Origin of the sequence: Streptomyces sp. NPDC127197 (genome assembly GCF_042672405.1) — a bacterium.
Lineage (GTDB): Bacteria > Actinomycetota > Actinomycetes > Streptomycetales > Streptomycetaceae > Streptomyces > Streptomyces flavusporus.
In genome coordinates this window covers 45208-63150 of record NZ_JBHXVG010000038.1, presented here as the reverse complement: position 1 = coordinate 63150, position 17943 = coordinate 45208, and the positions used below count along the sequence as shown (strand labels likewise).

General features: G+C 69.8%; 14 protein-coding genes. 5 read left to right on the top strand and 9 right to left on the bottom strand.

The window, feature by feature from the left end:
- Window positions 1-148: 148 nt before the first annotated feature.
- The 3 genes from ACFVJQ_RS37060 to thyX all read right to left on the bottom strand — a co-directional run bounded on the left by ACFVJQ_RS37060 (window position 149) and on the right by thyX (window position 3861).
- A complete protein-coding gene (locus tag ACFVJQ_RS37060; protein ID WP_385517198.1) occupies window positions 149-1834 on the bottom strand; it encodes a ribonuclease J in 1686 nt (561 codons plus the stop codon).
- Window positions 1835-1987: 153 nt separating this feature from the next.
- Window positions 1988-2887, bottom strand: a complete 900-nt coding sequence (gene dapA / locus ACFVJQ_RS37055; protein ID WP_385517200.1) for a 4-hydroxy-tetrahydrodipicolinate synthase — start codon at window positions 2885-2887, stop codon at window positions 1988-1990.
- A gap of 215 nt (window positions 2888-3102) precedes the next feature.
- Entirely contained in the window at window positions 3103-3861 is a 759-nt protein-coding gene (gene thyX / locus ACFVJQ_RS37050; RefSeq protein WP_129801130.1) for an FAD-dependent thymidylate synthase, read from the bottom strand.
- A 213-nt stretch (window positions 3862-4074) separates the two neighbouring features.
- On the opposite strand from thyX, the gene ACFVJQ_RS37045 reads away from it, so the two are divergent.
- Both ACFVJQ_RS37045 and ACFVJQ_RS37040 read left to right on the top strand, forming a co-directional pair.
- On the top strand, window positions 4075-4314 hold the full coding sequence (locus tag ACFVJQ_RS37045) for a hypothetical protein (protein ID WP_385517202.1): 240 nt from the start codon (window positions 4075-4077) through the stop codon (window positions 4312-4314).
- 100 nt (window positions 4315-4414) lie between these two features.
- On the top strand, window positions 4415-4972 hold the full coding sequence (locus ACFVJQ_RS37040; RefSeq protein WP_385517204.1) for a hypothetical protein: 558 nt from the start codon (window positions 4415-4417) through the stop codon (window positions 4970-4972).
- 9 nt (window positions 4973-4981) lie between these two features.
- On the opposite strand, the gene ACFVJQ_RS37035 is transcribed toward ACFVJQ_RS37040, so the two are convergent.
- The 5 genes from ACFVJQ_RS37035 to rpsO all read right to left on the bottom strand — a co-directional run bounded on the left by ACFVJQ_RS37035 (window position 4982) and on the right by rpsO (window position 10448).
- Window positions 4982-5437: a tetratricopeptide repeat protein gene (locus ACFVJQ_RS37035; protein WP_224733276.1), complete on the bottom strand. Its 456-nt coding sequence runs from the start codon at window positions 5435-5437 to the stop codon at window positions 4982-4984.
- 8 nt (window positions 5438-5445) lie between these two features.
- Window positions 5446-6198 (bottom strand): 4-hydroxy-tetrahydrodipicolinate reductase, encoded by a 753-nt coding sequence (gene dapB, locus ACFVJQ_RS37030; RefSeq protein ID WP_385790081.1) that lies wholly within the window; start codon window positions 6196-6198, stop codon window positions 5446-5448.
- A 28-nt stretch (window positions 6199-6226) separates the two neighbouring features.
- Window positions 6227-7606 (bottom strand): M16 family metallopeptidase, encoded by a 1380-nt coding sequence (locus ACFVJQ_RS37025; RefSeq protein ID WP_385517208.1) that lies wholly within the window; start codon window positions 7604-7606, stop codon window positions 6227-6229.
- On the bottom strand, window positions 7603-9822 hold the full coding sequence (locus tag ACFVJQ_RS37020; protein ID WP_385517209.1) for a polyribonucleotide nucleotidyltransferase: 2220 nt from the start codon (window positions 9820-9822) through the stop codon (window positions 7603-7605). Before ACFVJQ_RS37020 ends, ACFVJQ_RS37025 begins: the two co-directional genes overlap by 4 nt.
- Window positions 9823-10160: 338 nt before the next feature.
- Window positions 10161-10448 (bottom strand): 30S ribosomal protein S15, encoded by a 288-nt coding sequence (gene rpsO / locus ACFVJQ_RS37015; RefSeq protein ID WP_004982702.1) that lies wholly within the window; start codon window positions 10446-10448, stop codon window positions 10161-10163.
- 264 nt (window positions 10449-10712) lie between these two features.
- On the opposite strand from rpsO, the gene ACFVJQ_RS37010 reads away from it, so the two are divergent.
- Window positions 10713-11006 carry a DUF397 domain-containing protein gene (locus tag ACFVJQ_RS37010; RefSeq protein ID WP_224733280.1) on the top strand — a complete coding sequence of 98 codons (294 nt, stop codon included), beginning with the start codon at window positions 10713-10715 and terminating at the stop codon, window positions 11004-11006.
- Window positions 11007-11053: 47 nt separating this feature from the next.
- Here the strand turns inward: ACFVJQ_RS37010 and eccD are convergent, their stop codons facing one another.
- Window positions 11054-12562: a type VII secretion integral membrane protein EccD gene (gene eccD / locus ACFVJQ_RS37005; RefSeq protein ID WP_385517211.1), complete on the bottom strand. Its 1509-nt coding sequence runs from the start codon at window positions 12560-12562 to the stop codon at window positions 11054-11056.
- Between the two features lie 332 nt (window positions 12563-12894).
- On the opposite strand from eccD, the gene eccCa reads away from it, so the two are divergent.
- Together eccCa and ACFVJQ_RS36995 are read left to right on the top strand one after the other, a co-directional pair.
- Window positions 12895-16872 (top strand): type VII secretion protein EccCa, encoded by a 3978-nt coding sequence (gene eccCa / locus ACFVJQ_RS37000; protein ID WP_385790077.1) that lies wholly within the window; start codon window positions 12895-12897, stop codon window positions 16870-16872.
- Window positions 16869-17897 (top strand): hypothetical protein, encoded by a 1029-nt coding sequence (locus ACFVJQ_RS36995; RefSeq protein WP_385790075.1) that lies wholly within the window; start codon window positions 16869-16871, stop codon window positions 17895-17897. The genes eccCa and ACFVJQ_RS36995 overlap by 4 nt, the downstream gene beginning before the upstream one ends.
- Window positions 17898-17943 lie beyond the last annotated feature (46 nt).

The window sequence follows — 17943 nt, the reverse complement described above, 5'->3', positions numbered from 1 at the left end:
CCACTCTCCCCGTCTATGTCCCCGCCTGCTCCCGCCCACCCGCTTGCCCGTGGTGGAGGTCGCCCTCCCCGTTCGTCCCTCACCGCCACAATCACACCCCCCCCCCCCCCCCGCTCCTGGTTCACGCGTACGAGGGGTCGGACCCGGGTCAGACCTCCACGACGACCGGGAGGATCATCGGCCTGCGCCGATACGTGTCGGAGACCCACTTGCCCAGCGTGCGGCGGATGAGTTGCTGCAGCTGGTGGGGCTCGACGACGCCGTCCTGGGCCGAGCGCTCCAGTGTCTCCGTGATCTTCGGGATGACATCGACGAAGGCCGCGTCCTCGATGCCCGAGCCGCGGGCCTGGACATGTGGGCCGCCCGTGATCTTGCCGGTGGACGAGTCCATGACGACGAAGACCGAGATGATGCCCTCCTCACCGAGGATCCTGCGGTCCTTGAGGGCCGGCTCGCCGACGTCGCCGACCGAGAGGCCGTCGACGTACACGTAGCCCGCCTGAACCTTGCCGGAGATCTTCGCCTTGCCCTCGATGAGGTCGACGGCGACTCCGTCCTCGGCGATCACGATGCGGTCGTGGGGAACACCGGTCAGGGCACCGAGTTCCGCGTTGGCCCGCAGGTGGCGCCATTCGCCGTGGACCGGCATCAGGTTGCGCGGCCTGCAGATGTTGTAGAAGTACAGGAGCTCGCCCGCCGACGCGTGGCCGGAGACGTGGACCTTGGCGTTGCCCTTGTGGACGACGTTGGCGCCCCAGCGGGTGAGACCGTTGATGACGCGGTAGACCGCGTTCTCGTTGCCGGGGATGAGGGACGACGCCAGGATGACCGTGTCGCCGTCGACGATGCGGATCTGGTGATCCCTGTTGGCCATGCGGGACAGGGCCGCCATCGGCTCGCCCTGTGAGCCCGTGCAGACCAGGACCACCTCGTTGTCCGGCAGGTCGTCGAGTGTCCGGACGTCGACCACCAGGCCCGGGGGGACCTTCAGGTAGCCGAGGTCCCTGGCGATGCCCATGTTGCGGACCATGGAGCGGCCGACGAAGGCCACCCTGCGGCCGTACTCGTGGGCCGCGTCCAGAATCTGCTGGATGCGGTGGACGTGGCTGGCGAAGCTCGCCACGATGATCCGCTTGCGGGCGGACGCGAAGACCTGGCGCAGGACGTTGGAGATGTCGCGCTCGTGCGAGGTGAAGCCGGGGACCTCGGCGTTCGTGGAGTCGCTGAGGAGGAGGTCGATGCCCTCCTCGCTCAGCCGCGCGAAGGCGTGCAGGTCGGTGAGGCGGTTGTCCAGCGGGAGCTGGTCCATCTTGAAGTCGCCGGTGTGGACGACCATGCCCGCAGGGGTGCGGATGGCCACGGCCAGGGCGTCGGGGATGGAGTGGTTGACCGCGACGAACTCGCAGTCGAACGGGCCGATGCGCTCCCGGTGGCCCTCCGCCACCTCGAGGGTGTACGGCCGGATGCGGTGTTCCTGAAGCTTGGCCTCGATGAGAGCGAGGGTCAGCTTGGAGCCGATCAGTGGGATGTCCGGCTTCTCGCGGAGCAGGAACGGGACGCCGCCGATGTGGTCCTCGTGGCCGTGGGTGAGGACGATGCCCTCGATGTCGTCGAGGCGGTCCCGGATGGAGGTGAAGTCCGGCAGGATCAGGTCGATTCCGGGCTGCTCCTCCTCGGGGAAGAGCACTCCGCAGTCGACGATCAGCAGGCGGCCGCCGTACTCGAAGACCGTCATGTTCCGGCCGATCTCGCCGAGGCCGCCGAGCGGGGTGACCCGCAGGCCGCCTTCGGGGAGCGGCGGGGGCGAGCCGAGTTCAGGATGCGGATGACTCAAAAGACTCTCCTCACCACGCGCGCCACGTACCGGTTGGGCACGTGGCGCGCGTGACGTTCGTGCAGAAGCAGTTGTCGTTGTGGGGTGCAGGCACCGGTGGCCCGCGTATTCAGTTGTGAAGTCCGTACACGCCCGGTCGGGCGAAGTCTGATGTCAGAGCTGTACCCCGCCGGCAGCAAGATCGATCTTGAGCTGCTCGATCTCCTGGGCCGTGAGTTCGACCATGGGCGGACGCAGGGGGCCGCCGGGCAGGCCCTGGAGGGCGAGGGCGGCCTTGGTGGTCATGACGCCCTGGGTGCGGAACATGCCGGTGTAGACCGGGAGCAGCTTCTGGTGGATCTCGGTGGCCTTCTGGACATCGCCCGTCGTGTAGGCCTCGACCAGCTCGCGCAGTTCGGGCGTGACGACATGGCCGACGACGGAGACGAACCCGACCGCGCCCACGGAGAGCAGCGGCAGGTTGAGCATGTCGTCGCCGGAGTACCAGGCGAGGCCTGACCGGGCGATGGCCCAGCTGGCGCGGCCGAGGTCGCCCTTGGCGTCCTTGTTGGCAACGATCCGCGGGTGCTCGGCGAGGCGGACCAGCGTCTCCGTGTTGATCGGGACGCCGCTGCGGCCGGGGATGTCGTACAGCATGACCGGCAGCTCGGTGGCGTTGGCGACGGCCTTGAAGTGCCGGTAGAGGCCTTCCTGCGGGGGCTTGTTGTAGTACGGCGTGACGACGAGGAGGCCGTGCGCGCCGGTCTTCTCGGCGGCGCGGGCCAGCTCGATGCTGTGGTGGGTGTCGTTGGTGCCGACACCGGCGACGATGTGGGCGCGGTCGCCCACGGCCTCCAGGACCGCTCGTACGAGGTCCGATTTCTCCGCGTCGCTCGTGGTAGGGGACTCGCCGGTGGTGCCGTTGATGATCAGGCCGTCGTTGCCTGCGTCCACCAGGTGCGTGGCGAGCCGCTGCGCGCCGTCTAGGTCAAGTGCGCCGTCCGCCGTGAAGGGCGTGACCATGGCGGTGAGGACCCGCCCGAAGGGGGTCTGCGGAGTGGAGGTCGGAGCCATGGGTTACACGCTACTCGTTGCTCACGGCGGGGGCTGCCCTCGGGGGGCCGGATAAGTCAGGACAAAGATGGAGCCCGGCACTGCCTGCTCGGGGGTTCAAGCAGTGCCGGGTCCGTTTGATCAGGCTAGATGAACTTCTCCAAATGCCGCAATACGGACACTTCGCCCGGCTGGTCCGTACATCTGTGCTCGGCGAGCGGGGAAGCGCATGTGCGTTACGGCGCCACGCGGCCGTTGGCGTTGAAGGCGGCATGCGTGAGCGGCATGAGACCGGCCCACTCGGCCTCCATCTTCTCGCCGACCATCTCGATCTCACGCTGCGGGAAGGACGGGACCTTGGCCAGCTCATGCTGGGTGCGCAGACCGAGGAAGTGCATCAGCGAGCGGGCGTTGCACGTGGCGTACATCGAGGAGTACAGGCCGACCGGGAGGACCGCGCGGGCGACCTCGCGGGCGACGCCGGCGGCGAGCATCTCCTGGTAGGCCTCGTAGGCCTGGCGGTACGAGTCCTCCATGACGCGGCCGACCAGCTCCTGCTGGGCCTGAGTGCCCTCGACGAACCGGTACTTGCCCGGGCGGCCCTCCTGGACCAGCTTGCGGGACTCGTCGGGGACGTAGAACACCGGCTGGAGCTCGCGGTAACGGCCGCTCTCCTCGTTGTACGACCAGCCCACGCGGTGCCGCATGAACTCGCGGAAGACGAAGATCGGGGCGCTGATGAAGAACGTCATCGAGTTGTGCTCGAAGGGGCTGCCGTGCCGGTCCCGCATCAGGTAGTTGATCAGGCCCTTGGAGCGCTCCGGGTCCTTGTTCAGCTCGTCCAGGGACTGCTCGCCGGCGGTCGAGACGCGGGCGGCGAACAGCACGTCGGCGTCCGAGGCGGTGTGCTTGACCAGCTCGACGGTGACGTCGCTGCGGAAGCTCGGCTTGAGGTCCGGGGCTTCCTGGGGTGCGTCGGCGGGGGTGTCGGTCACGGCTTGGAGGGTCCCTTCCATCCACTTCTCTCGGGCGGCGCCCACTCTACGGCCCGGCACTGACATCGGGGCGTTCGGTGCCGGGCCGCGACATTCGTCGGCGAACATCGGCAACTTCTGCGAATTCGGCGAAACCGGGCACCTTTTGGGGCACTCGCTCGTCTGTGTTGGTGACAGCGATGCGTTCGACCCCTGAGAGGAGAAGCAGCACCGATGTTCCGTCGGCGCGAACCCGTGCCGTTCGCCTTCCTCGCCGAAGCCGACAGGTTCCGTAGCAACGTCACTCCCCCGCCCCGCGAGCGGGCCACCGCCGGGCAGATAGCCGGGCGTTGGCTCATGGGGCTCACCATCGTCGCTGGGCTGGTGGGTTCCCTGGTGATCGGCATGCCGGCGCTGGAGGTCGACCACTCGGCCGAGCACCTGCAGCAGTCCCAGGCGTCCGAAGGGCGCTGAGCCGGAGCCGACTCGGACGGACCCCCCAGGGTGGTGAGCGGGGGCGCAGGTCGATAACCTCACCGGCACAGCCCATGCATGGATTGAGTGAGGACCAGCCGTGCCCCTGCCCTTCCTGACGGCCGACCGCACCTTCGACGCAGCGGACGACGTCGCGCTGCCGTTCGACGATCGCGACCGCTGGCGGCGGCCCTACCGTCCCGGGCCCTGGCGCGTGGGCACGGCCGCGATCTGGCTGCTGCTCGCCTCGTACGTGCTGTTCGCCGCGGTGATCATCGCCCTGACCGGCACGCTGCCGTCCGCCGGGGTGGTGTTCGGCATCGCGCTGGTGGTCATTGCCGGTGCCCTGCGGCTGCTGCGCATGGGCGTGTGGGTGAGCGCCCACGGGCTGCGGCACGTGGGCTTCCTCCTCACGCGTACGGTGCGGTGGGACCAGGTCGTCGCCGTGCGGACGGTTCAGCAGCCGGTGCGCTGGCTCGGGCTTCCGCGCACCGTGCAGGGTCAGGCCCTGCTCCTCGTGCGCAAGGACCGGGCCGCGGACGACGTGCCGCCGCTGATGACCACGCACAACGCCGACTTCCTGGCGCGGCCCGGGGCGTTCGACCGTGCGTCGGACTCGGTGGAGGCGTGGGCCGACGAGTATCGGCGGGGCGCCTGACTCTCCGGCTCAGGCGCTGGAAGGCGTCCTGCCCTCGTGCAGGGCGATCGCCCGTTGCATCGCCTTGCGGGCGCGTGGGGTGTCGCGGGCGTCGTGGTAGGCAACGGCAAGGCGGAACCAGGCACGCCAGTCGTCCGGCGCCGCCTCCGTCTCGGCCTTGCGCCGGGCGAAGACCTCGTCGGCCGAGTCGCGGTCGATACGGCCGCTGGGCATGCGCTTCAGCTCGTCGACGGGCAGGCCGCCCTCGGCGTCGAGTTCGGCGGCGAGCTGGTTGGCCCTACGGACGAACTGGGTGTTCTTCCACAGGAACCACAGGCCGATCACCGGCAGGATCAGCACCGCGACACCGAAGGTGACAGTGAGGAACGTGCCGGTCTTGATGAGCAGCACCCCGCGGCTGCCGACCAGGACGAAGTAGAAGACCAGGACGGCGGCCGTGAGGGCGTAGGACAGCTTGGCTCGCATGGTTCGCGTCAGCTCATGTCCAGGAAGTTTTCCAGGCCGAAGGTCAGGCCCGGAGTGGTCACCACGCGGCGCGCGCCCAGCAGGATGCCCGGCATGAAGCTGCTGTGGTGCAGGGAGTCGTGCCGGATGGTGAGGGTCTCGCCCTCGCCGCCGAGCAGCACCTCTTGGTGCGCGAGCAGACCGCGCAGGCGGACGGCGTGCACGGGAACGCCGTCGACGTCGGCGCCGCGCGCCCCGTCCAGGGCCGTGACAGTGGCGTCCGGCGCCGGGGCGGTGCCGGCCGCACGGCGGGCCTCGGCGATGAGCTGGGCGGTGCGGGTGGCGGTGCCGCTGGGGGCGTCGACCTTGTTCGGGTGGTGCAGCTCGACGACCTCGACGGACTCGAACCAGGGTGCGGCGATCTGCGCGAACTTCATGGTGAGCACGGCGCCGATGGAGAAGTTCGGCGCGATCAGCACGCCGGTCTCCGGGGACTGGGCCAGCCAGCCCCTGAGCTGCGCGAGGCGCTCGTCGGTCCAGCCGGTCGTACCGACGACGGCATGGATGCCATGCCGTACGCAGAAGTCGAGGTTGCCCATCACCGAGGCGGGGGTGGTCAGCTCGACGGCCACCTGGGCGCCGGTCTCGGCCAGCGTCTCCAGCTTGTCGCCCCGGCCGAGGGCGGCGACCAGCTCCATGTCCTCGGCGGCCTCGACGGCTCGTACCGCCTCCGAACCGATCCGGCCCTTGGCACCGAGGACCGCCACGCGCAGCTTGCTCATGATCTTGCTTCCTTACGGATACAGGGGGTCAGGCGACGGCCTCGTGCAGCCGGGACGCCTGTTTGTCCTTCAGCGGGCCGATGACCGACAGGGAGGGCCGTTGTCCCAGAATCTCGCGGGCCACCGAGCGGACGTCGTCCGGGGTGACCGAGGCTATCCGGGCCAGCATGTCGTCGACGGACATCTGCTCGCCCCAGCACACCTCGCTCTTGCCGATGCGGTTCATCAGCGCGCCGGTGTCCTCCATGCCGAGGACCGTGGAGCCGCGGAGCTGGCCGATGGCGCGGTCGATCTCGTCCTCGGGCAGGCCGTGTTCGGCGACGTGGTCGAGTTCGTCGCGGCAGATCTTCAGCACGTCGTGGACCTGCGAGGGCCGGCAGCCCGCGTACACGCCGAACAGGCCGCAGTCGGCGAAGCCGGAGGTGTACGAGTACACGCTGTAGGCCAGGCCGCGCTTCTCGCGGACCTCCTGGAAGAGGCGGGACGACATGCCGCCGCCGAGCGCGGTGTTCAGCACGCCCAGGGCCCAGCGGCGCTCGTCGGTGCGGGCCAGGCCGGGCATGCCGAGCACGACATGGGCCTGCTCGGTCTTGCGGCCGAGCAGCTCGACGCGGCCGGCGGTGCGGATGGCGCGACGGCCGTCGCGCGGGGCGAGGGGCGTGGCGTCGGGGTCCGTGAGGGCGCCGGCCTTCTCGAAGGCGGCGCGGACCTGGCGTACGACCTTGTTGTGGTCGATGTTGCCGGCGCAGGCGACCACGAGGTGGGTCGGGTCGTAGTGCTTCTTGTAGAAGCGGCGGATGCGGTCGGCGGTGAGGGCGTTGACCGTGTCGACCGTGCCCAGGACCGGGCGGCCGAGGGGGTTGTCGCCGAACATGGTGTGCGCGAACAGGTCGTGCACGCAGTCGCCCGGGTCGTCCTCGGTCATCGCGATCTCTTCGAGGATGGCGCCGCGCTCGATGTTGACGTCCTCCTCGAGGATCAGCGAGCCGGTGAGCATGTCGCAGACGACGTCTATGGCGAGCGGCAGATCGGCGTCGAGGACGCGCGCGTAGTAGCACGTGTACTCCTTCGCCGTGAACGCGTTCATCTCGCCGCCGACGGCGTCGAGGGCGGAGGAGATGTCCAGGGCGCTTCTTCTCTGCGTGCCCTTGAAGAGCAGGTGCTCCAGGTAGTGCGTGGCGCCGTTGAGGGACCGGGTCTCGTCGCGGGAGCCGACGTGCGCCCAGATGCCGAACGTGGCGGAGCGCACGGAGGGCAGGGTCTCGGTGACGACGCGCAGGCCCCCGGGGAGGGTGGTCTTGCGGACGGTGCCGATACCGTTCGTGCCCTTGATGAGGGTTTGGGTACGGGCGACGGCCCGCGCCTCCGAAGAGGTGCGGGCCGTCGCCTTGGAGCTACGGGACGTCACTGGTCGGCGTCGTCCTTCTTGTCCTCGGCAGCTTCCTCGCCCTCGATCACGGGGATGAGGGAGAGCTTGCCGCGGGAGTCGATCTCGGCGATCTCGACCTGGACCTTGTGGCCCACGCCGAGGACGTCCTCGACGTTCTCCACGCGCTTGCCGCCGGCCAGCTTACGGATCTGCGAGATGTGCAGCAGGCCGTCCTTGCCCGGGAGCAGGGAGACGAAGGCACCGAAGGTGGTCGTCTTCACGACCGTGCCCAGGTAGCGCTCGCCGACCTCGGGCATCGTCGGGTTGGCGATGCCGTTGATCGTGGTGCGGGCGGCCTCGGCGGACGGGCCGTCGGCGGCACCGATGTAGATCGTGCCGTCGTCCTCGATGGTGATCTCGGCGCCCGTGTCCTCCTGGATCTGGTTGATCATCTTGCCCTTGGGACCGATGACCTCACCGATCTTGTCGACCGGGATCTTCACGGTGATGATCCGCGGCGCGTTCGGGGACATCTCGTCGGGCCGGTCGATGGCCTCCATCATCACGTCGAGGATGTGGAGCCGGGCGTCGCGGGCCTGCTTCAGGGCGGCGGCGAGCACGGAGGCCGGGATGCCGTCCAGCTTGGTGTCGAGCTGGAGGGCGGTCACGAACTCCTTGGTGCCGGCGACCTTGAAGTCCATGTCGCCGAAGGCGTCCTCCGCACCGAGGATGTCGGTGAGGGTGACGTAGTGCGTCTCGCCGTCGATCTCCTGGGAGATCAGGCCCATGGCGATGCCGGCGACCGGGGCCTTCAGCGGCACACCGGCGTTCAGCAGCGACATGGTGGAGGCGCAGACCGAACCCATGGACGTCGAGCCGTTGGAGCCGAGGGCCTCGGACACCTGACGGATCGCGTACGGGAACTCCTCGCGCGTCGGCAGCACCGGCACGAGCGCACGCTCGGCGAGGGCGCCGTGGCCGATCTCGCGGCGCTTGGGGGAGCCGACGCGGCCGGTCTCGCCGGTGGAGTACGGCGGGAAGTTGTAGTTGTGCATGTAGCGCTTGCGGGTCACCGGGGAGAGGGTGTCCAGCTGCTGCTCCATGCGGAGCATGTTGAGGGTGGTGACGCCCAGGATCTGGGTCTCGCCACGCTCGAACAGCGCGGAACCGTGCACCCGCGGGATGGCCTCGACCTCGGCGGCCAGCGTGCGGATGTCGGTGACACCGCGGCCGTCGATGCGCTTCTTCTCCTTGATCACGCGCTCACGGACCAGCTGCTTGGTCAGCGACCGGTACGCGGCGGAGATCTCCTTCTCGCGGCCCTCGAACTCCGGCAGCAGCTTCTCGGCGGCGAGCGCCTTGACGCGGTCGAGCTCGCTCTCGCGCTCCTGCTTGCCCGCGATGGTCAGCGCGGAGGCAAGCTCCGGGCGGACGGCTGCGGTCAGCGCCTCCAGGACGTCGTCCTGGTAGTCGAGGAAGATCGGGAACTCGGCGGTCGGCTTGGCGGCCTTCGCGGCGAGGTCGGCCTGGGCCTTGCACAGGACCTTGATGAACGGCTTCGCAGCGTCCAGACCGGCGGCGACGATCTCCTCGGTCGGCGCCTCGGCGCCGCCCTCGACCAGCTTGATGGTCTTGTCGGTGGCCTCGGCCTCGACCATCATGATCGCGACGTCGCCGTCCTCCAGGGTGCGGCCCGCGACGACCATGTCGAAGACGGCGTCCTCGAGCTCGGTGTGCGTCGGGAAGGCCACCCACTGGCCGCGGATCAGCGCGACGCGGACGCCGCCGATCGGGCCGGAGAAGGGCAGACCGGCCAGCTGCGTGGACGCGGAGGCGGCGTTGATCGCCACGACGTCGTACAGGTGGTCGGGGTTGAGCGCCATGATGGTCGCGACGACCTGGATCTCGTTCCGCAGGCCCTTCTTGAACGAAGGACGCAGCGGACGGTCGATGAGGCGGCAGGTGAGGATGGCGTCCTCGGAGGGCCGGCCCTCACGGCGGAAGAAGGAACCGGGGATCTTCCCGGCCGCGTACATCCGCTCCTCGACGTCGACCGTCAGCGGGAAGAAGTCCAGCTGGTCCTTGGGCTGCTTGGAGGCGGTGGTGGCCGACAGCACCATGGTGTCGTCGTCCAGGTACGCCACGGCGGAACCGGCGGCCTGCTTGGCCAGGCGGCCCGTCTCGAAGCGGATGGTGCGGGTGCCGAAGGCGCCGTTGTCGATGACGGCCTCGGCGTAGTGGGTCTCGTTCTCCACTAGTGTTTTCTCCTCGTCTTCGTCCCTCCTCGCCCGTGATGGCGGGGGGACGGTGGCGGAGAAGCGCGCCGTCTGGTGCGGGCCGGTCTTCGATCGAAGCACCCGGGGCTCGCTTCCCCCCGGGGGCCACTACCGAGGACCGGCGGCGGCGAGGTGCGCTTCTCCTCGTTCGTCTTGTGATCCCGCCGTACCCCTGTTGGTACGCGGCATCACGCTGTGTCGTACGTCTTGCGTTGTGCTACCACACTACAAAGGGGCAGTGACACTGCGCACGTTTCCGCACGTACGGCAAAGGGAGCGGCCCCCTCAGCAGTGGGAACCGCTCCCTTCACGGCGTCTTACTTGGCGCCCGCCGCACCGCGGCGGATGCCGAGGCGGTCGACCAGCGCACGGAAGCGCTGGATGTCCTTCTTGGCGAGGTACTGCAGCAGCCGGCGGCGCTGACCGACCAGGATCAGCAGACCACGGCGGGAGTGGTGGTCGTGCTTGTGGGTCTTGAGGTGCTCCGTCAGGTCGGAGATCCGACGGGACAGCAGAGCGACCTGGACCTCGGGGGAGCCGGTGTCACCCTCCTTGGTACCGAACTCGGAGATGATCTGCTTCTTCGTAGCGGCGTCGAGCGACACGCGTACTCCTCATAGTCTGTGAGTGGCCACCGAGTGCCCCCGGTCTTCATCGCGGGAGAGCTTCCGTTACTCGGGAGGCGGGGATCCGCTGGGCGCGGCCTCCAGAGCGGCGCTCCGGGGGTGCGTACACAAACGGCCGTCACTCAGGGTACCAGCAGCTGGTGACCGCCTGTCCCCCGCTCCCCGAACCGCCCGGCCGGCCCGGGCTCGGCCACTAGGGTGAGTGATCGGATCGTTCGTACGTCGGGAAGGGGTCGCTTCGGCATGGCGGAGACGGAAGCGGAGATGAAGGCGCGCAAGGAGCGGGAGCGGGACGAGCTCTACGCGCTCGACATCTCGGACGTCGAGTGGCACAGCGCGCCGGGCACGGAGGAGCACGAGGAGCGCGTCGAGATCGCCTATCTCCCCGGTGGCGCGGTGGCCATGCGCTCGTCCCTCGACCCCGACACCGTGCTGCGGTACACGGAGGCGGAGTGGCGGGCGTTCGTACTGGGCGCGCGGGACGGGGAGTTCGACCTGGAGCCGGCGCCGCACAATGGCGGGCTTGCGTCGGAGTGAAACGACAGTGGGGGCGGCACGCGCGTGTGCCGCCCCCACTGTCGGCTTCAGTTGCCGGCCATGGACCGGGCGGACGCGTACACGTCGAACACGGCGAGCGCCAGAGGGACCAGGGTCAGCAGGACGAAGGTCTCGGCGATCTCCATGAAGCGCCCCCAGAAGGGGGTGACACCGCTGCGCGGGGTGATCAGGCCGATCGCGGTCACCAGTGCGGTGGCCCCGGCGATGGCGGCGGCGAGCCAGACCGTGCGGATGTCGAGGCCGGCGGTGTCGCCCTGGAGGGCGTCACGCCAGTATTCCACGGGCGGGTTCAGGGCGAGCCCGAGGCCGAGGAAGACGAGGGCGGCGAGACCGGCGGCGAGCGTGGCGCCGACCTGCGCGGTGTAACGGAACAGGTGGGCCCGCATCAGCATGGCGACGCCCGTGGCCAGGGCGAGGAGCTGCGCCCACACGTTGCTGGAGAAGCCGAGGACGATCGACGCGCCGACCGTGACGAGCGCACACCCGCCGACGAGGCCGACGAGGAGTTCGTGGCCGCGGCGGGCCTGGGCGGCGATGCGCTCGGCGTCGACGGGCTCCTGCGCGGCGGTCTCCTCCGTCGTGTAACCGCGTGCGGGGTTGGGCGGTTCGAAGCCGATGGGCAGCCGCGCGAAGCGCATGGACAGGCCGGGCAGGAAGGCGAGGGCACAGACCGCGAGCGGGGCGCAGACGGCGGCCGTCTCGATGGGCTTCAGATCCGTGAGGATCGCGACGAACGTGGTGAGCAGACCAATCGTGGCGGCGAACACGAACGCCACGAAGGGGCCGTCACCGCCCGGCGACACCAGCGTGAGGACGACGGAGGCGACGAGCACCGCCGCGCACGCGAGCAGGAACTGCAGCCGTCCGATGCCCTGCCCCTCCGACAACGGCAGCAGTCCGGAGCCCGCCACGGCGATGTTCGGCAGGGCGCCGAGCCCCAGGGCGATCGCCGACCCCCGGTCGTCGTACACCCGCGCGCGGACGCACGCGATGGTGGTCAGCAGGACACCGGTGACGGCGGCGAGGATGCCCTGGAGGCTGTGCATGTCGTGACGGATCTGGGAGCTCCAGACCACGAAGGCGAGCAGCGCGGGCAGGATCCCGCCCGCGACCAGGCCGGCGGCGCGGGTGAGCGCGCCGCTCCACAGCGTGCGGTCCTGTGTGACGGCGGAGGCGACGGCCTCGGAGACGTCGTCGAAGACCGCGGGTGGCAGCGACTCGGCGAACGGACGCAGCGTCAGCAGCTCGCCGTCGAGGATGCGTTGGGCGGCGAAGGAGCGGGAACCGTCGAGGACGGTGCCGTCACGGCGTACGAGGTGGTAGCCGACCGGGGCGCCCTCGGCGGGGCTCTGCCGGGAGAGCCGAAGGATCTCCGGGTAGAGGTCGGCGACCGGTACGTCGTCGGGCAGCGCCACGTCGATGCGGCTGTCGGGCGCCACGATGGTGACCCGGCAGAACCCGAACCCGGTTCCCGCCCCGGAAGGGGCTCCGGTGCCCGCTCCGCCGGTCGCGCCGGCCGGCGCGGAGGCCGTCATGCTCACCTGCTGTTCCCCCTCGTCGGTGGTGGCGGCGGTCGCGGCACCGAGCGCGCGACCGCCGGTAAAGATCCCGTGTACGTTGCGCCCCGCTGCCCGCGCCGCCGGTCACATGCGCCGCGTTGCCCGGGATCAGCGGGGAGCACTCGTATCGAAGCGTTGCGGATTGCCCGTTTTTCCCGGGTCGATTCGCAACTGCTCATACGTCTCACGGGCACCCTACCGCCCGCCGTTGTCAGTGGTTGTCAGTAGGATCGCGCTGCACGATCGACGTTCGCCGGACACGGGGCGGCGGACGGAACGGATCGGTGCAGCAAGGGAATTGGTGCGAAGTGAGCCACATCGTCGTCAAGCGCCCACCGCGGGCACTGCCCAAGGGAGTGCCCACGGACGAGGTCGTGCTGCAGCCACCGCCGGAGCTCCCGCGCGGGCAGCAGGAAGGCGCCCTGATGCAGCTCCTGCCCATGCTCGGCATGGGCGGGTCCGTGGTGTTCTTCTTCAACCCCCAGGCCCAGCCCTTCATGAAGATCATGGGCATGGTGATGATCGCCTCGACGATCGCCATGGGCGTCGCGATGCTGATCCGCTACCGGCGGGGCAACCAGGGTCAGTTGGCCGACATCCGCCGCGACTACCTCCGGTATCTGTCGCAGACCCGCCGCGATGCCCAGAAGACCGCCAAGGCCCAGCGCGACACCCAGTACTACCTGCACCCTTCGCCGGAGCAACTGTGGGCGCTGGTCGCCGAAGGCAGCCGGGTGTGGGAACGCCGCGCCGGTGACGAGGACTTCGGGCAGGTGCGCGTGGGCCTCGGGGCGCAGGCCCTGGCCACCCCCCTGATCCCGCCGCAGAGCGCGCCGGTGGACCAGCTGGAGCCGCTCACGGCGGGCGCCATGCAGCGCTTCCTGGCCACGCACAGCACCCTCGAGGACCTGCCGATGGCGGTCTCGCTGCGCGCCTTCTACCACGTGTCGATCAGCGGCGAGCCGGTCACCGTGCGCGGCGCCGCGCGCGCGGTGACCGCCTCCCTCGCCTCGCTGCACTCCCCCGAGGACCTCGTCATCGCCGTCGCCACCGCGCGCGAGTCCGCACCCGAGTGGGAGTGGGCCAAGTGGCTGCCGCACGTACAGGCGCGGGGCGAGGCGGACGGCGCCGGCAGCCTGCGCCTGATCACCACCAACCCGGTCCAGCTGGAGGAGCTGCTGGACGCCCGGCTCCAGGGCCGCCCGCGCTTCCACCCGGCCGCGCCGCCGGTTCCCGAGCAGCCGCACGTGGTGGTCGTCCTCGACGGCGTCTCGCTGCCGCCGACCTCGCTGCTGGCCAGCCCGGAGGGCCTGCAGGGCGTCACGGTCCTCGAGGTGGTGCCCGGCGACCTCACGTCCGGACGCGGCGACCTCTCCGTCGTCGTACACCCGCGCGAGCTGCGCCTGGAGTCGGCGCACGGCATGGTCTACGAGGGCACACCCGACGTCCTGTCGTACGAGGCGGCCGAGGCCCTGGCCCGGCAGCTGGCGCCGCTGCGGATGGCGTCGGGCGGGGACGACGACGAACCGCTCCTCGCCAACCTGGAGTTCACGGATCTGCTCAACCTCGGTGACGCGGCAGCCGTCGACCCCAGGCGCACCTGGCGGCCCCGCTCGCAGTCCGAGCGGCTGCGGGTGCCGATCGGTGTCGGCGAGGACGGCCGGCCCGTGATGCTCGACCTCAAGGAGGCGGCGCAGGAGGGCATGGGCCCGCACGGCCTGTGCGTCGGTGCGACCGGTTCCGGCAAGTCGGAGCTGCTGCGCACCCTGGTCCTCGGCCTTGCCGTGACCCACTCCTCCGAGACCCTGAACTTCGTCCTCGCGGACTTCAAGGGCGGTGCGACCTTCGCGGGCATGGCCCAGATGCCGCACGTCGCCGCGGTCATCACCAACCTCGCCGACGACCTGACCCTCGTCGACCGCATGGGCGACTCGATCCGCGGTGAGCTCAACCGCCGCCAGGAGATGCTGCGCGACGCGGGCAACTACGCCAACATCCACGCCTACGAGAAGGCCCGCGCGGCCGGTGCCCCGCTGCAGCCGATCCCCTCGCTCGTCCTGGTGATCGACGAGTTCAGCGAACTGCTCACGGCGAAGCCGGACTTCATCGAGATGTTCGTACAGATCGGCCGCATCGGCCGGTCGCTCGGCGTGCACCTGCTGCTTGCCTCCCAGCGCCTCGAGGAGGGTCGCCTGCGCGGCCTGGAGACCTACCTGTCGTACCGGATCGGTCTGCGGACGTTCTCGGCGGCCGAGTCGCGCGCCGCGATCGGCGTCCCGGACGCGTACGAGCTGCCGAACGTCCCCGGCTCCGGCTTCCTGAAGTTCGGCACGGACGAAATGGTCCGCTTCAAGGCGGCGTACGTCTCCGGCGTGTACCGCTCCAGCGCTCAGCAGGCGGCGTCGTACGGCGGTCCGCTCCCGGTGGACCGCCGGCCCGTGCTGTTCACGGCCGCCCAGGTCCCGGTGCAGTACGTGGCGGTGCCGCAGCAGCGTCCGGAGGAGGAGCCGGACCAGCCGGACGACGCGCTCGCCGACACCGTGCTCGACGTCATCGTGCGGCGACTGGAGGCGCAGGGCCCGGCGGCCCACCAGGTATGGCTGCCCCCGCTGGACAGCCCGCCGTCGCTGGACGCACTGCTGCCCGGCCTGGCCGCGGTGCCGGGCCGCGGCCTCACCCAGCCCGGCTATGAGGGCGCGGGCCGGCTGGTCATCCCCGTCGGCCTGGTCGACAAGCCGTACGAGCAGCGGCGCGACCCGCTGTGGACCGACTTCGGCGGCGCGGCCGGCCATATGCAGATCCTCGGCGGCCCGCAGTCCGGCAAGTCGACCCTGCTGCGCTCGATCGTCGCCTCGTTCGCGCTCACGCACACCCCGCAGGAAGTGCAGTTCTACGGGCTCGACTTCGGCGGTGGCGGCCTGTCGGCCGTGGCGGGCCTGCCGCATGTGGGCGGGGTGGCCTCGCGCCTGGACCCGGAGAAGGTCCGGCGTACGGTCGCCGAGGTGTACGGCATCATGACCCGCCGCGAGGAGTACTTCCGCACCGCCGGCATCTCGTCGATCGCGGAGTTCCGCACCCGCCGCGCGCGTGGCGAGATCTCGACGACCGATCAGCCGTGGGGCGACGTCTTCCTCGTCATCGACGGCTGGGGCAACTTCCGTTCGGACTACGACGGCCTTGAGCCGGTGGTCGTGGACATCGCCGCGCGCGGTCTCGGCTACGGCATCCACGTGATCCTCACCGCCTCGCGGTCGATGGAGGTCCGCTCCAACCTCAAGGACCACCTGATGAACCGCCTGGAGCTGCGGCTCGGCGACCCCATGGACTCCGAGTTCGACCGCAAGGTCGCGGCCAATGTGCCGACCGGCGTACCGGGCCGCGGGCAGACCCCGCAGAAGCAGCACTTCATGGCGGCGGTCCCGCGGATCGACGGCCTGTCCTCCGACACGGACCTGGCCGAGGCGACGCAGGCCCTCGCGGCCGAGGTCTCACGGCACTGGCAGCAGCCGGGCGCCCCAGAAGTGCGCCTGCTTCCCCGGGAGTTCGCCGCGACCCACCTCCCACCCGGCAACCGCTTCCCGAACCGCGGCATCGCCTTCGCGCTCGACGAGGACAACCTCGAGCCGGTGTTCGTGGACTTCGACCAGGACCCGTTCTTCCTCGTCTTCGGCGAGAGCGAGTCCGGCAAGTCCAACCTGCTGAAACTGCTCATCCAACGCCTCACCGAGCGCTACGACGGCAACGACTGCAAGCTGTTCGTGGTCGACAACCGGCGCTCCCTGCTCGGCGTGACGCCGAACTCGCATCTGGCCGAGTACATCCCCATGTCCAACCAGATGCAGCACCACATGGACGCCCTGGCCGACCTGATGCAACGCCGCACACCGACGGCGGACGTCACACCGGAACAGCTGCGCGACCGCAGCTGGTGGAGCGGCCCGACGGTCTACATCGTCATCGACGACTACGACCTGGTGTCCACGTCGAGCGGCAATCCACTGTCGGGACTCACAGAGCTGCTCCCGTTCGCCCGCGACGTGGGCGTGCGCTTCATCATCGCGCGCTCGACGGCGGGCGCGGGCCGGGCCGGCTACGAACCGTTCATGCAGCGCATGAAGGAGCTCGGGGCGCAAGGTGTGGTACTTGCCGGTGACCCGGGCGAAGGCGACCTGCTGGGCGGGGTACGGCCTCGGGCTATGCCTGCGGGGCGGGGTGTGTTCGTGTCGCGGAAGCGGGGGAAGCCGTTGGTTCAGGTGGGGTTGGTGCCAGAAGGCCACGGACGGTGAAACGTCTGCGGCGGGCCGCCGTCTTCGTCGTCATCCCGGTGGCGATCGTTCTCACGGCGGCCTACAGCTGGTACCGCCTGAGCGACACGGGCAAAGGCTGGCGGTACGAGGACAAGCTGGCCACGTACTGCGACGGCCTGATCCCGTACGAGGAGTCCGCGGTCTTCACCAGCCTCAATACAGAGGTCGGCCTGTCCGGGGACCGGCGGGAAGGCTACGGCGACGACTCCTACCACGTATGCGAGGTCGCCGATCTGACCGTGAACATCGGACTGATCCCCGATGCCGCGATCGGGTGGGAATACGACTCCGGCATTCTGGACATGCTGAGGATGGTCTCATCCGACTACCCGCCCGCGCCCCTCGGCGGCGGCTGGCACGGCTTCACCGACCTGCGCAACACTGCCGTCGTACTGCCCTGCGACAACAGGCCCGCCTCTGTGGCCGTCTCCATCACCGGGGACGAGTCGCACGAGAATCCGTCCGAAGCCCGCGCCATGGGTGAACTGGCGGCAGCGACCGCCCGCAACGCGGCCGAGCGCTGGCGTTGCGAGGCGGAGTTCGGCAGCCGCATCCCGAAGGTGTCGGCGTCGAAGGCGATGTTCGGACCGGGCCAGGAAACAGGTACCTGCAAGGGCATCCGCATCCCGGAATCCCAATGGATCGACTGGATGCAGGAGGCAGAGGTCGACGAGTCGAGCACGGCGCCGGTGGAGAGCTGCGTGCTGGGCGAGTCGAAGGCGCGGGATGAGGCGCTGTACTACTTGAGTGCTTCGTACGGTCCCTACGCACAGCGCTTGCGATCAGCGACGGATGAGCCGGGGTCGCTGAACGAAGACTCCGGTGTCTCACATGGCCTGGCGTGGGCGACCGCGGCATGTCCAGGTGAGGCGCGGGCGATCTTCAGAATCTACGCGACGGAGTACGCCGCGCCGACGAAGAGCTTTCTCCTGTCCGCCCTGCGGACGTTCGCGGAGCGATCTGCGGCGCGGCACGGATGTACGGATATGAAGCTGCCAGGTTGATCAACGGATTGGTGGCGCTCGGACTCGGACGGAAACGCAACGGGGT

Bases quoted from the DNA above. Each gene is read 5' to 3' on its own strand.
- dapA (WP_385517200.1), bottom strand. From the start codon at position 2,887: ATGGCTCCGACCTCCACTCCGCAGACCCCCTTCGGGCGGGTCCTCACC.
- ACFVJQ_RS37045 (WP_385517202.1), top strand. From the start codon at position 4,075: ATGTTCCGTCGGCGCGAACCCGTGCCGTTCGCCTTCCTCGCCGAAGCC.
- ACFVJQ_RS37035 (WP_224733276.1), bottom strand. From the start codon at position 5,437: ATGCGAGCCAAGCTGTCCTACGCCCTCACGGCCGCCGTCCTGGTCTTC.
- dapB (WP_385790081.1), bottom strand. From the start codon at position 6,198: ATGAGCAAGCTGCGCGTGGCGGTCCTCGGTGCCAAGGGCCGGATCGGT.
- ACFVJQ_RS37010 (WP_224733280.1), top strand. From the start codon at position 10,713: ATGGCGGAGACGGAAGCGGAGATGAAGGCGCGCAAGGAGCGGGAGCGG.
- eccD (WP_385517211.1), bottom strand. From the start codon at position 12,562: ATGACGGCCTCCGCGCCGGCCGGCGCGACCGGCGGAGCGGGCACCGGA.